The organism is Mycobacterium asiaticum (assembly GCF_001673635.1).
Taxonomy (GTDB): Bacteria; Actinomycetota; Actinomycetes; order Mycobacteriales; family Mycobacteriaceae; genus Mycobacterium; species Mycobacterium asiaticum_C.
On the sequence record NZ_LZMH01000023.1, the window covers coordinates 100,937 to 113,920 of the forward strand.

At 66.9% G+C, this 12,984-nt stretch carries 14 protein-coding genes; 9 read left to right on the forward strand and 5 right to left on the reverse strand.

The window, feature by feature from the left end:
- Nucleotides 1-6 precede the first annotated feature (6 nt).
- Together A5645_RS05815 and A5645_RS05820 are read left to right on the forward strand one after the other, a co-directional pair.
- Nucleotides 7-768: a glucose 1-dehydrogenase gene (locus A5645_RS05815; protein ID WP_065128849.1), complete on the forward strand. Its 762-nt coding sequence runs from the start codon at nt 7-9 to the stop codon at nt 766-768.
- Between the two features lie 11 nt (nt 769-779).
- The gene (locus tag A5645_RS05820; RefSeq protein ID WP_065128851.1) at nt 780-2,123 is read left to right on the forward strand and encodes an FAD-binding oxidoreductase; all 1,344 of its coding nucleotides are present in this window, start codon (nt 780-782) and stop codon (nt 2,121-2,123) included.
- Here the strand turns inward: A5645_RS05820 and A5645_RS05825 are convergent.
- The 3 genes from A5645_RS05825 to A5645_RS05835 are packed head-to-tail and all read right to left on the reverse strand — an operon-like array spanning nt 2,120 to nt 4,379.
- Nucleotides 2,120-2,668 carry a TetR/AcrR family transcriptional regulator gene (locus tag A5645_RS05825; RefSeq protein WP_065034669.1) on the reverse strand — a complete coding sequence of 183 codons (549 nt, stop codon included), beginning with the start codon at nt 2,666-2,668 and terminating at the stop codon, nt 2,120-2,122. The genes A5645_RS05820 and A5645_RS05825 overlap by 4 nt on opposite strands.
- Nucleotides 2,665-3,510 carry a thioesterase family protein gene (locus tag A5645_RS05830; protein WP_065128853.1) on the reverse strand — a complete coding sequence of 282 codons (846 nt, stop codon included), beginning with the start codon at nt 3,508-3,510 and terminating at the stop codon, nt 2,665-2,667. Before A5645_RS05830 ends, A5645_RS05825 begins: the two co-directional genes overlap by 4 nt.
- Before the next feature lie 47 nt (nt 3,511-3,557).
- The gene (locus A5645_RS05835; RefSeq protein ID WP_065128855.1) at nt 3,558-4,379 is read right to left on the reverse strand and encodes an SMP-30/gluconolactonase/LRE family protein; all 822 of its coding nucleotides are present in this window, start codon (nt 4,377-4,379) and stop codon (nt 3,558-3,560) included.
- A gap of 126 nt (nt 4,380-4,505) precedes the next feature.
- Between A5645_RS05835 and A5645_RS05840 the strand changes: the two genes are divergently transcribed.
- Genes A5645_RS05840 through A5645_RS05850 form a run of 3 tightly spaced genes read left to right on the forward strand, consistent with a single transcriptional unit; the run spans nt 4,506 to nt 7,482 of the window.
- Entirely contained in the window at nt 4,506-5,387 is an 882-nt protein-coding gene (locus A5645_RS05840; protein WP_436405470.1) for an acyl-CoA thioesterase, read from the forward strand.
- Between the two features lie 4 nt (nt 5,388-5,391).
- Nucleotides 5,392-6,312 (forward strand): LLM class F420-dependent oxidoreductase, encoded by a 921-nt coding sequence (locus tag A5645_RS05845; protein ID WP_065128860.1) that lies wholly within the window; start codon nt 5,392-5,394, stop codon nt 6,310-6,312.
- The gene (locus A5645_RS05850) at nt 6,313-7,482 is read left to right on the forward strand and encodes an acyl-CoA dehydrogenase family protein (protein ID WP_065128861.1); all 1,170 of its coding nucleotides are present in this window, start codon (nt 6,313-6,315) and stop codon (nt 7,480-7,482) included.
- Here the strand turns inward: A5645_RS05850 and A5645_RS05855 are convergent.
- Both A5645_RS05855 and A5645_RS05860 read right to left on the reverse strand, forming a co-directional pair.
- Complete coding sequence (locus tag A5645_RS05855) at nt 7,452-8,135, reverse strand: DUF427 domain-containing protein (RefSeq protein WP_065128863.1); 684 nt, start codon at nt 8,133-8,135, stop codon at nt 7,452-7,454. The two genes, A5645_RS05850 and A5645_RS05855, sit on opposite strands and share 31 nt — an antisense overlap.
- Nucleotides 8,136-8,264: 129 nt before the next feature.
- Nucleotides 8,265-9,050: a crotonase/enoyl-CoA hydratase family protein gene (locus A5645_RS05860; RefSeq protein ID WP_172830472.1), complete on the reverse strand. Its 786-nt coding sequence runs from the start codon at nt 9,048-9,050 to the stop codon at nt 8,265-8,267.
- A 220-nt stretch (nt 9,051-9,270) separates the two neighbouring features.
- On the opposite strand from A5645_RS05860, the gene A5645_RS05870 reads away from it, so the two are divergent.
- From A5645_RS05870 to A5645_RS05885, 4 genes are all read left to right on the forward strand, one after another.
- The gene (locus A5645_RS05870; RefSeq protein WP_065128867.1) at nt 9,271-10,440 is read left to right on the forward strand and encodes a CaiB/BaiF CoA transferase family protein; all 1,170 of its coding nucleotides are present in this window, start codon (nt 9,271-9,273) and stop codon (nt 10,438-10,440) included.
- 79 nt (nt 10,441-10,519) lie between these two features.
- Nucleotides 10,520-11,065 carry a hypothetical protein gene (locus A5645_RS05875; RefSeq protein ID WP_065128869.1) on the forward strand — a complete coding sequence of 182 codons (546 nt, stop codon included), beginning with the start codon at nt 10,520-10,522 and terminating at the stop codon, nt 11,063-11,065.
- Between the two features lie 9 nt (nt 11,066-11,074).
- Complete coding sequence (locus A5645_RS05880; protein ID WP_065128871.1) at nt 11,075-11,779, forward strand: NIPSNAP family protein; 705 nt, start codon at nt 11,075-11,077, stop codon at nt 11,777-11,779.
- On the forward strand, nt 11,776-12,984 hold the full coding sequence (locus A5645_RS05885) for a cytochrome P450 (protein WP_065128873.1): 1,209 nt from the start codon (nt 11,776-11,778) through the stop codon (nt 12,982-12,984). The genes A5645_RS05880 and A5645_RS05885 overlap by 4 nt, the downstream gene beginning before the upstream one ends.

Sequence of the window (12,984 nt, forward strand, 5' to 3'; positions counted from 1 at the left end):
CCCTTGATGGGGCGAGTAGACGGCAAGGTCGCGTTGATCAGCGGTGGCGCGCGGGGGATGGGGGCAGAGGACGCGCGCCTGCTGGCGGCCGAGGGCGCCAAGGTGGTGATCGGCGATATCCGCGATGACGAGGGCGAGGCGCTCGCCTCTGAAATTAACGATGCGATCGGTGACGCGGCGCGCTATGTCCATCTCGATGTGACCCAGCTCGACCAGTGGGAGGCTGCGGTGGCTACCGCCACCGGCGAGTTCGGCAAGCTCGACGTGCTGGTGAACAACGCCGGCATCGTCGCGGCGGGACCGCTGCGCGAGTTCCGGATGGACAAGTGGCAGAAGGTTATTGACGTCAACCTGACTGGCACGTTCCTGGGCATGCGGGCGGCCGTCGACCCGATGACCGAGGCCGGCGGCGGGTCGATCATCAACGTGTCCTCGATCGAGGGGATCCGCGGCGCGCCGCTGGTGCATCCGTATGTCGCCTCGAAGTGGGCGGTGCGCGGCATCACCAAGTCGGCGGCGCTGGAGTTGGCGCCGCTGAACATCCGGGTCAATTCGCTGCACCCGGGCTTCATCCGCACCCCGATGACCGCGCACCTGCCCGAGGACATGGTCACCATCCCGTTGGGCCGGCCGGCCGAGGCGCGCGAGGTGGCGACATTCGTCGTCTTTTTGGCCAGCGACGAGGCGTCCTACGCCACCGGCAGCGAGTTCATCATGGACGGCGGGCTGGTGACCGACGTGCCGCACAAGGACTTCAGCGCCGGATGAGGCCGTAGCCGATGCTGGAGAGCCTGGCCGCCGTGGTGGGCTCGAACCACGTCATCACCGACCCGGACGTGCTGGCCGGCCGGAGCGTCGACCACACCGGCCGGTACCGCGGCCGGGCTAGTGCGCTGGTACGTCCCGGCTCGGCGGAGGAGGTCGCCGAGGCGTTGCGGGTGTGCCGCGATGCGGGCGCGTACGTGACGGTGCAGGGCGGCCGGACGTCGCTGGTGGCCGGCACGGTACCTGAACACGACGACGTGCTGCTGTCCACCGAAAGGCTCAGTGCGATAAGCGATGTGGACACCGCGGAGCGGCGAGTGACGGCCGGTGCCGGTGCCACGCTGGCGGCGGTGCAGGGTGCCGCCGCGGCGGCGGGGCTGTTGTTCGGCGTTGATCTGGCCGCGCGTGACACCGCGACCCTCGGCGGCATGGCGTCGACGAATGCCGGCGGCTTGCGGACCGTCCGCTACGGCAACATGGGCGAGCAGGTGCTGGGACTGGATGTGGCATTGCCGGACGGCTCGGTGGTACGCCGGCACTCTGCGGTACGGCGTGACAACACCGGCTACGACCTGCCGTCGCTGTTCGTCGGAGCGGAGGGCACTCTCGGGGTGATCACCGCGCTGGATCTGCGCCTGCACCCCACCCCGTCGCACCGGGTGACCGCGGTGTGTGGATTCGACGACCTGGACGCGCTGGTCGAGGCGGGCCGGGTGTTCGCCGACGTCGACGGAATCGCGGCGCTGGAGTTGATCGACGCCCGGGGCGCGGCGCTGACGGGGGAGCACGCCGGGGTCGGCGCCCCGGTTCCCGGTGACTGGCTGTTGCTCGTCGAATTGGCCGGCGACCACGACCAGACCGACCGGCTGGCTGAGCTGCTCGACGGCATTACGGCTGCCCGAGGTTCGGAACCGGCCGTCGGCCTGGATGTGGCTGCGCAGCAACGGCTGTGGCGGGTGCGCGAGGCGCTGGCCGAGGTGCTTGGCGTGTACGGGCCGCCGCTGAAATTCGATGTGTCACTGCCGTTGTCGGCGGTGAACGGGTTCGCCCGGGACGCGGTCGCGCTGGTAGGGCGCCACGAGTCCGATGCGCTGCCGGTGCTGTTCGGTCACATCGGGGAGGGCAACCTGCACCTGAACGTGCTGCGTTTCTCGACCGAGCGCGAGGCGGCGCTGTACGCCGAGATGATGGACCTGATCGCCGGCTGCGGCGGCAACGTCAGCTCCGAACACGGCGTCGGGACCCGCAAGCGGCCCTACCTGTCGATGTCGCGTGAGCCCGCCGACATTGCGGCGATGCGGACCGTCAAGGCGGCGCTGGACCCCACGGGTTATCTCAACCCGGCCGTGCTCTTCTAATCCGCACCTTTGATGCCGACAGCGTGCCGCAGCTGCGCCAGGAACTGCTCGCCGTCGTCGCTGCGCACCACGTAGTGCGAGATGGCGATCCGGATGACGGTGGCCGCCTTCACCGCGGCGTTGGGGCCTGGCAGCAAGCGCTGCAAACCCGCGCGCATCTCCGGGATCACGCCCGACATCTGAGCAATAACGTGCTCGGGTTCGATGTCGACCATGCGCACGCCGGAGTAGGAGTACTGGTAGTCGACGATGAATCGCAGTGCGGCGTCCAGCCTTTCGACGCCCTTCAGCCCGGCGGTAGCTTTAGCCAAACCGCGTTCGAAGATCTCGCGCTCGTAGCGCGAGAACGCCGAGAGCAGTTCTTCCTTGGAGGCGAACCAGCGGTACAGCGTCGGCCGCGACACCCCGGCCTGGGTGGCGACCTCGGAAAGGCTGAGTTTGGTCTTGCCGCTGCGGGCCAGCACCTCGGCCGTGGCGGCCAGGATCCGCTGACGGGTCGAGGTGTCGGTGTCCGGGATTTCGTCCACCTGGGCATTCTGGCTCATGAGTTCTCCCCCGGTGGCTTGTTGGGCTTGGGTGGCCTGGGTCGTACCAGCACAGACTGCTGGATGGCGCCCACCGCGCTGTGTTCGTCGAACAATGTCCCGATTGTCGTTCCGATGCCGTCCGGCCCGTAGCTGGTTTCCGCCCGGATGCCGATCCAGTCTCCCTCCGGGACCCGGAACACGTGCACGGCCAGGTCCGTGTTGAGGAAAGTCCACTTGCTGATGTCGAGCTTGCTGCCGATGCCGTTGGCGCAGTCGGCCACCGCGAACAGCCGCTCCAGCTGGGTCATGGTCTCGCCGGCGACCAGGTCGGCGATCGGTCTGATCCACGATTCGCCCGGACCCGCTGTCAGCGGCTCGGTCAGCCAGAGCCACTCGAGGCTGTGCACGTAGTTGCGGTCCCAGTTCATCGCTTTGATGTTGCGGTTGTACGCCTCAGACGGCGGACGGGGCAGCGGGGTGGGTGCGTGCACCACGGCGGCGGTGTCGAGCTTCTGCAATCGCCAGCCGCTGGCCCGAGCGACCGGGCGGGGTTGGCCGTCGGGGGCCAGCGCCCGCATCTCGGCGGTCACCAGCTCGATCTGGCGGCCGCCGCGGTCCACGGAGGAACGCACCCACAGGTCGCCCTCGGCCGGGACCGGGCCAAGCAGGTCGATGACCACCCGGCTGAGCCGGGTATCCTCGCGCGCCTGGCAGCGTTCCAGCGCGCGGACCAGCAACCCTGACACCGGGCCGCCGTGCTGGATGGCCGCCGACCAGGTGCCCCGGGCCAGGTCGGTGGCCCGGAACTTTTCGCCCGCGGCGTCGTCGGCGTCGATCAGCTCGTAGTACGAGTCGGACATGGCACCTCTTTGCTCGGGGGTTCGCTCGCGGTTCGCTTCGGGTTCGCTCAGGGCAGCCCGGCGCCGGGGACGTCCACCCGCACGGCGTCCAGCCGGGACAGGCGGGTTCCCGCCAGTCGCTTGGGGTAAGCGTCGGTGCTGGACAACAGAAACAGGGTGCGGCGTTCCGGCCCGCCGAGCGCGCACGCGATCGCGACCCGGTCGCCCATGTCGATGCGGTCGGTCACCTCGCCGCCCTCGGTGATCCGCTCGAACTGGTGTGTCAGCGTCATGGCTGTCCATACTCCGCCCCCGGCGTCGAGCGCGATGCCGTCGGGCGGCCCGTCGAGCTTGTCGGCGAATATTCTTCTGTCGCTGAGGCTCCCGTCCGGGTCGATCGTGAACGCGGTGAGCCGCCGGCCCATCGACTCGGCGACGATGAGCGTCCTGCGGTCCGGCGTGATCACCATGCCGTTGGGAAACTCGAGGTCGGCGGCGACGACGGTCGCGTGATCATCGGGGTCGAGGCGAAGGATCACCCCGCCTTCATATGCCTGCGAGCCGATGTAGGCACGACCGCTGTCGTCGACGACCATGTCGCCGAGGTCGGCCGGAGCAAGTTCGGACAGGTCGACCAGGGGGAGAACGGTCTCGCCGTCGTAGCACAGCACCATCCGGTCCTCGGCCGACACGATCAGCAGACAGCCGTCGGGCCGGAAGCCCAGGCCGGACGGCGAGTGTCCCGGCAACGGGACGGTGGTCAGCGAGCCACGGATGTCGGATGTGTGGACGGCTTCACCGAGCATGTCCGAGAACCACAGCAGCCCCTCGAACCAGCGCGGACCCTCGCCGAAGCAAAAGCCGTGGGCCAGCGGCGTAGGCGGCGCCATACCTTTACAAATCACTGCAAAAGTGTCATGCACCACGGGCTGCCGTGTCAACGCGCATGCAACTTTACAAATAGTGAGCAAAGTGTCACGCTGAGCCGTGAGCTGCCGGAACGAGGGGTGAGCGCTTTGACGACAGAATCCGAACAGGTCCAGTGGTCGGTCCAGAGTCTGTTGGATCTTTTCGAGGTGGAGGCGGCCGGACCGGATCGGTTCACCGCGCAGACCGGCTTGGCCGGGCAGGACGGCAGGCAGGTCGTGGAGGGCACCCAGGTGGTCGCCCAGGCGATCGTGGCCGTGGCGAATCGTTTCCAGGGCAAGGCGGTTCGGTCCGCGCATGCGGTGTTCGCCCGCGCCGTGCTGGTGGGCCCGCCGCTCGAGTTGGTCCTCGACGTGTTGAACGAGGGCCGGTCCACCGCCACCGCGATCGTCTCTGCCGTGCAGAATGGCAAGCGCTGTGTCAGCGTGACCGTCCTGACCGACGTCCCGACCGGCGACGTTATTCGCCACCATGTGCCGCGGCCCGACGTCGCCGCACCCGCGGACGCGCACAACTCAGAGATGCCGATGCTGGGTCGGCAGGTGCGGGTCGTCGACGTGGTCGACGTCAACAGTCCCGACGAGGTCGGTCCGCCGGAATTGTACGCGTGGCTGCAGTACGACCCGATCCCCGACCGTGACGACCTGGCCAAGGCGCTCGTCGCGTACTTCACTGGACACCTGGGTATTTCGACCACGATGCGCGCGCACCCGGGAATCGGCACCAGTCAGGCTCACCTGACCGTGTCGACCGCGCCGATGTCGATCTTCGTGTCGTTCCACGAACCGGTGCGCTGGGACGACTGGTTGCTCTACTCGCACGAGAGCACTCAGGTGGGTGCGGGAATGTCGTATGTGCGCGGCACGGTGCACACCGAGGCGGGCGACCTGCTTTGTTCCTTCGCGCAGGAAGCGCTGATCCGCCCGCTGCGCACCACTGACACTTCGATCGACGCCGCGGCCCGGTTCTGATTCCATGCGATTCACCATCACCCATCCGATGCACAGCCACCCGTATAACCCGGAGCTGGCCAGTGGGTCGGGTATCGCGACCGTGGCGGGAGCGGCGGAAAAGGCGGGATTTCACGGTTTCGGGTTCACCGACCACCCCGCCCCGTCCCAACGCTGGCTGGACGCCGGCGGACACGATGCCCTGGATCCGTTTGCGGCCCTTGGCTTTGCGGCGGCACACACGACGACCCTGCGCCTGATTCCGAACGTGGTGGTGTTGCCCTACCGAAACCCGTTCGTGGTGGCCAAATCCGGGATGACACTGGATTTGCTTTCGGGTGGCCGGTTCACGCTGGCGGTGGGGGTGGGTTACCTGAAGAAGGAATTCGCCGCGCTTGGGGTGGATTACGACGAGCGCGCCGAGTTGTTCGAAGAAGCGCTGGAGGTGATTCGCGCGGTCTGGACCGGTGACGACATCACCTATGAGGGAAAGCATTTCACCGCACGCGGGATCACCGCGCATCCACGTCCGAGCTCCCAGCCGCATCCACCGATCTGGATCGGCGGCAACACGGCGGCGGCGCGCAAGCGGGTCGCCGAGCATGGTGATGGTTGGTGTCCCTTTGCGGCACCGGCGGGTTTGGCGCGCACCGCGGGCACCGCGGTCATCGATTCGGTGGATGCCCTCGCGTCCGGCATCGACGACATGCGGCGGCGGTGCGAAGCGGCCGGCAAGGACCCCGCGGCCGTCGATATCACCTTCACCAACTTCGAGGGCGGCAGCCCCGCGGCCGACGACTTCAACGCCGACGCATACCTGGCCGGGGTGGAAAAGCTTGCGGCCCTGGGCGTTACCTGGCTACAGGTCGGGCTCCCCGGCGACAGCGTGTCGCATGCGGTGGAAGTCATCGACCGGTTTGGTTCGCTGGTAATCGATGTGATCTGAATGGATTTCGCGCGCGTATCACTCTCCGATGAAGACGAGGCTTTCTACCGGCAGACCCGGGCCTTCGTCACCGAACACGTCACCGACGACGTGCGCCGCCGAAACCGCGAGTTCGGTGAGAACTTCGACGAAGGCGTGCATCTGGCATTGGGTGAAGCGGGTTACCTGGCTGGCGATTTCAAGCCCGAATCCGAGGGCGGCTTCAGCGCGGTGCGCCGGCGCATCTTCAACCTGGAGATCGGCCGGGCGCACACCCCTTGGTATCACTGGGGCACCACGTCAGCGGTCGCGCGATTGGTAGCGGAGTTCGCTCAACCGGAACTGGTGGACATGGTGCTGCCGGGGGTGCTTTCCGGGCATGTCCGGCTGTGTCTGGGCTACACCGAACCCGAGGGAGGATCCGACGTCGCCACCTGCAAGACCCGCGCGGTGCGAGAAGCGGATGGATCGTGGGTCATCAATGGCTCCAAGATGTTCACCTCGAACGCGCAGAACGCCAAATACGTCTTCCTGCTTACCAACACCGATCCCCAAGGGCTGAAACACCGGAACCTCACCATGTTTCTGGTCCCGCTGGATTCGCCTGGCATCGAGATCCAGGGGATCCGCACCCTCGACGGCGATCGCACCAACATCGTCTTCTACAGCAACGTCCGGGTCGACGACCTGTACCGGATCGGCGGGGTGAACGATGGCTGGACGGTGATGCGGTCGGCGCTCGCGGCCGAACACGGCCTGACACAGGGCGATGACGAGGGCTTACAGGACGCTGGAACCATGGCAGGACACGGCATGCTGATGGCGGAGGCGGTCGACCGGGTCGCCGCTTTGGTCTCCATCGCCGACGACTCCGCCCAGTACCGCCTCGGACGCGATTTCGCCCGTGTCGAGGCGGCGTTGTCCACGCCCAGCATGTACGGCCGCGTCGCGATCGGGCAGACGATGCGTGATATTGCCGCCGATCTGATGGATCTGTTGGGGCCGGCATCGGCCTTGCCGACCGAGGTCAAGGGGTCACCGGATGGCGGTGTCACCGAACACCTCTTCCGGCTGTCCCTGCCGATGGGAATTTACGGGGGCAGCCTGGAAGTGTTCCGCAACATGATCGCCCAGCAGGAACTGCGGCTGGGGCGGCCGGCTTATGGCGCGGGTAAATCCGCCTCGACCTGAACCTTTTCCGTATCGAAGCTCAAATAGTCTCGGATGGCCGCGCTTTCGGGTAGCGGTTCGTCGTAGCTCCAGGCGATGTCCTCGATGACCGTGCCGCCTTGGTCGATGGTGGCCGCCCAGTATGTGGCGACGCCCTTGTAGTTGCAGTACGACGACGTTTCGGTCTTGCGGAGCAAGTCGGTTCGGACGTGCTTCGGTGCCACGTAAAGCCTTGGGGCGAGCGCGGTCTCGAAGACGATCACGGTGTCGTCGGTGTCCACCAGCGGGATGCCGTCGATGGCGACGCGCAGGCGTCTGGTGGTCGGACGGCAGTCGACGCGGTGATAAGGGTTCGGCGGATAGTGCACCAGTTTGCGGCCCTCCTCGAACCAGGTGTCGACCGCGTGCCACGGAACGTGCACGTATCCGGGCGCTTCGGGTTCGGGCTCGGTAGGCAGGCCGGTGATACCTTCGGCGGGAAATGCATAGCTCAGTGGGCGATTTCGCCGGTGCACCAGCAACGCCTTCTCGGTGTCGATGACGGTCCGCCCGTGGCGGACGGCCTGAATGCGGCGCGGATGGGGTTCGATGTATACCACCTCGGCGGGTATCGGCGGCGCGAAGCGCCCCGCTGGATCGGCACTCAGTGGGCCGCGGCCGGCGACCAGGCTCATGGCGTTCCTCCCATTCCTCCCGGTGTGTAACCGTCCACCCAAACATCCCCTTGAACGACGAGGATCCCGCCGCCGGTGGCAAGACGATGTCGGCGGCCCTCAAATGCCGTTGCCGCTAACACTGTCGGATCACCACGCTTTGGAGCCATGTCGACCCGCACCATCGGCGAATCGCTGTGCGCCTGCCTGCAACTCGGATGCCGAACGTGACAGGCTGGTGAACTCGAAGTCCATGGCCTCGGCCTCGCTCCGGCCCCACTGATAGAGCATCGACATACGGTCGGAGCGCATGCACAGTTGCGGCAGCGCCGCAAGTTCGGCGGCAAGCTCCTCGGCGGCGGCTCGGGCGGTGCCAGTCGGCACAACGCGATTCGCCAAGCCGATGGCCAGCGCCTCGGTCGCGTCAACCGGGCGCCCGGTGAGGATCAGATCCATCGCCCGGCTGTGCCCGATCAGCCTTGGGAGCCGGACCGTACCGCCATCGATCAACGGTAATCCCCAGCGTCGGCAGAACACGCCGAAGGTTGCATCCTCCTCGACCACTCGCAAATCGCACCACACCGCCAGCTCTAGGCCGCCAGCGACGGCATAGCCACTGACAGCGGCGACCACCGGTTTGGACAGGACCATCCGGCTAGGACCCATCGGCCCCGGACCGGTCGGGTTCACCGGGTTGAAGTCACCTGTCTCGGCTCCTTTCAGATCCGCGCCCGAGCAGAAATTTCCGCGATCCCCCCACAGCACAGCCACCGACGCGGAATCATCATTGTCGAACTCCTCGAACGCGGCGACGAGCGCGGCGGCAGCAGATCCGTTGACCGCGTTCCGGGCCTCCGGACGATCCATGATCACGGTGGTCACTGCCCCGTTCTTCTCGACCCGAATGCCGCCGGTGCTCTTGGTTTCAGTCGTCATGCCCACACCTACGACGGTATCCGCACCGCCCGGACCGGAAGGGTAAATGCCCCGGTGCCCGCAGCACTACGGCGTCGGATTCGGACGTCGAACACTTCGATGGTCGGCGTGATCGGCAAGTCGCCGGTGACACCGTGCTTTGGACTTCGGTGACCGACCCGCGCGAACCAGAGGCGTTGCCGGACGATCCACCGTTGTAATGCGCGGTTAGGGTTCATTCATGGCCGGACCGGTTGAAGGCATCAGGGTCGTCGAACTCGGAGTTTGGGTGGCGGGGCCGGCGACGGGCGGCATCCTGGCCGACTGGGGCGCGGATGTCATCAAGATCGAGCCGCCGAGCGGTGATCCCGGACGGCTTTTCGGGCGGATGCTGGGTTGCGAGCTGGGGGTGAACCCGCCGTTCGAGATGGACAACCGCTCCAAGCGCAGCATCGTGCTGGACCTCACCACCGAGTCCGGTCGCGGCACCGCCCTCGAATTGCTCGCCGAGGCAGACGTTTTCATCACCAACGTGCGACCGGGGGCGCTGCAGCGGCTGGGGCTGGATTACGAGTCGGTGTCCGCCGCCAACCCCCGACTGGTCTACGGACTGATCACCGGCTACGGCGACAGCGGGGCCGACGCCGACCGGGCGGCCTACGACGTGGCGGCCTTCTGGTCGCGCGGCGGCATCGCGCATCTGCTCACCCGGCCCGGTGACACACCGCCCTTCCAGCGTGGCGGCATGGGCGACCATTCGGCCGGGATGACCCTGGCGGCGGCGGTCTGCGCGGCGCTGCTGGCCCGTGAGCGCACCGGCTCCGGGCAACTGGTGACCACCTCGCTCTACCGCCAGGGCGCCTACACCGTGAGCTTCGACCTCAACACCTACCTGCTCACCGGTCAACCGATCGCGATCGGACAGCGCGCGACCATGGGCAACCCGTGCATGAACAATTACGCCGCGGGCGACGGGCGGCGCTTCTGGATCGTCGGCCTCGAGGTCGACCGGCACTGGCCCGCCCTGTGCCGAGTGGTGGGCCGGACCGAGTGGCTGGACGACCCGAGGTATGCCGACGCGCGCGGCCGTGCCGTCAACGCAGTGCAACTCATCGCCGAACTGGACGAGATCTTCGCGACCAAGCCGCTGGCCGAGTGGTCGGAACTGTTCGCGGCCGAGCCGGACTTCTTCTGGTCGCCGATCAATTCCATCGAGGACGTCGTCGCCGACGAGCAGTTCCACGCCGCGGGCGGGATCGTCGACGTACCGGACGGCGATTCCAGCGTGCCGATGGTGGCCACCCCGGCGGATTTTCGCGGAACGCCCTGGTCACCGCGGTCGGTAGCGCCGACCCTCGGCCAGCACACCGACGAGGTTCTCGCTGAGCTGGCCGTCCGGCGGGACTCCTGAGCGCCCGCGACAGCTTTACAAATCTCCCTAAAACTGTCACGCTGTCCAATGCCCTGACAGCGCGGCGAGGAAGGGATCGATGGTCACTCCAACGTTCGACATCAGCGGGCACCCCGCGAACCGTGCTCGCCGGACCTCCGTCGACGGCGAGGTGCTACGGCATCGGCTGGACGTATTCGCGGCCCGGCCGGATGACGTCGTGCAGACGGCCGGCGGGTGGCTATTCGACCGGGTGATGGCGGGCTGGCAGGTGAATGTGATGCTGCCGGGCGGCGGCGATGACAGGTCGCTGCGCATCCTCGGTGTGCAGGTGCTGGACCTGGAATCGGAGCTGGACCTTTCGGCACCACTGAGCCAGAGTCTCGCCGTCAGCGGCGAAGCGTTCATCGCCCACGGGTGCCTGCGTGAAAAGATGCGCAAGGCCATGGGCAACCGGCTGGTCGAGGTCGCGCTGTGGGGTCAAGGTTGGCCCCTCGGTACCGACCGCAGCCTCGTCCGGACCGAGTACCAGCTCAGCGCGGCGGCCCGGGCCTTTAAGGGGCAGGCGTTACGCGCAGCCGGAATCGCCTACCAGTCAATCGATCCCAGCGAAACCTTGTTCACCGACTCAGCTTGGCTGGGCTGACGCATTGCGATGAAGAAGTATTTCGGCCACACCCTGCTCTACCTGCACGAGACGATCGAGCTGGGCTCCGGGCGAAGCGACCGCTTCACCGAGGTCTTCGTCGACACCTATCAGCCCTTGATGGAGGAGCTGGGCGCTCGGCTCTTCTCGATCTGGCAGAGCACGCCCTACAACGGGCACTGGCCGCAAGTGACGATCATCTGGGAGATCGACGCGTTCGGCGATTATGCCCGGATCGGGGCCGCGCAGGCCCGCGGCGGCAGCCACGAGGCCGCGGCCGGCAAATGGGCGGCGTTTCTGGCCGACATCGGCGCCAAGGGGGAGGGCCGGATCATGTACGCCGGACCGAGCAACAGGCCCCTGGCCCAGCTACGCGAGACCAATTTCGATGCGTCACTGGTCATTCAGGAGATCATGCAGACCAAGCCGGGCCGGCAGGACGACTACATCCGCGAACTGGAACGGTTGTATGTGCCATGGTCGGAGCGCACTGGCAAGCATTGGCTCGGTTCCTTCACCACAACCTTCCGGTTCAACGAAGTGATCCACTACTGGGCGCTGGAGGGCGGTTGGGAATGCTTCGCCAACCACTACCCGTCCTGGAAGGACAGCCCGCCCGCCGAGATCGTCACCTGGATGAGCGTGGCCCCGGCGCTGCGTGACGGTTGGGAGGACTCCATCCTGCAGGCGCTACCGCCGTCGCCACTGCAGTGAGTTTCTCCTACGACCCGTTCGACGCGCGTGTGATGGCCGACCCGCTGCCGTACTACCGCACGCTGCGCGACGAGCATCCGCTGTATTACATGCCGCAGTGGGACACCTACGCGTTGTCGCGCTTCGACGACATCTGGCGGGTGCTGGAAGTCAACGACGGCACCTTCGTCGCCTCGGAAGGAACGCTGCCGGCGGCATCTGTTCTGGCCCAGCACAATTCCGGGCCGATCCCCGACCCGCCACTGCATCCGCTACCGTTCCATGCGGTGTTCGACGCGGACCTGTACGGCGAGATCCGGCGTGCCCACTCACAACCGTTGCGGCCCAAGTGGGTCGCGTCGCTGGAGGGCAGGATCCGTGCGTTGGCCAATGAACGCCTCGACGAGCTGATCCCGCGTGGTTCCTTCGATCTGACCCAGGACTACGGCGGCATCGTGGTCGCCTCGATCGTCTGTGAATTACTGGGAATCGCAACGGATCTCGCTCCGCAGGTATTGGCCGCCGTCAATGCCGGCAGCCTGGCTGAGCCCGGCGAAGGCGTCGATACCGCGGAGGCCCGGCCGAACTACCTGGGCTTCCTGGTCCCAGTGGTCGAGCGGCGTCGCGCGGAGCGCAACGGCGCGTTGCCCGTCGTCGACGGACTGCTCGCCTACCGGCTGCCCGACGGCAGCGCTCTCGACGACACCGAAGTAGCCACCCAGATGCTGTGCATCTTCATCGGCGGCACCGAAACCGTGCCCAAGATCGTCGCCCACGGACTGTGGGAACTCAGCCGGCGGCCCGAGCAACTGGCGGTGGTCCGCGCCGACCCGAACGCCAACGTGCCGGTCGCCCGCGAAGAGATGATCCGCTATTGCGCACCGGCACAATGGTTTGCCCGCACCGCGCGCAAGCCGTTCACCTTGCACGACCACACCATCGCGCCGGGACAACGCATCATCACGCTGCTGGCATCGGCCAACCGAGACGAGCGGGAGTACCCCGACCCCGACCAGTTCATCTGGGACCGCCCCATCAAGCGCTCCCTGGCCTTCGGGCGGGGGCAGCACTTCTGCATCGGCTACCATCTGGCCAGACTGGAAGTCGCCGTGCTGGTTCAGGAATGGCTGCGGCGGGTTCCCGACTTCGGCGTCCGCGAGCGCGACGCCACCCGGTTGCCCTCCAGCTTCCAGTGGGGCTGGAACAACATTCCGGTGGAGGTGTGA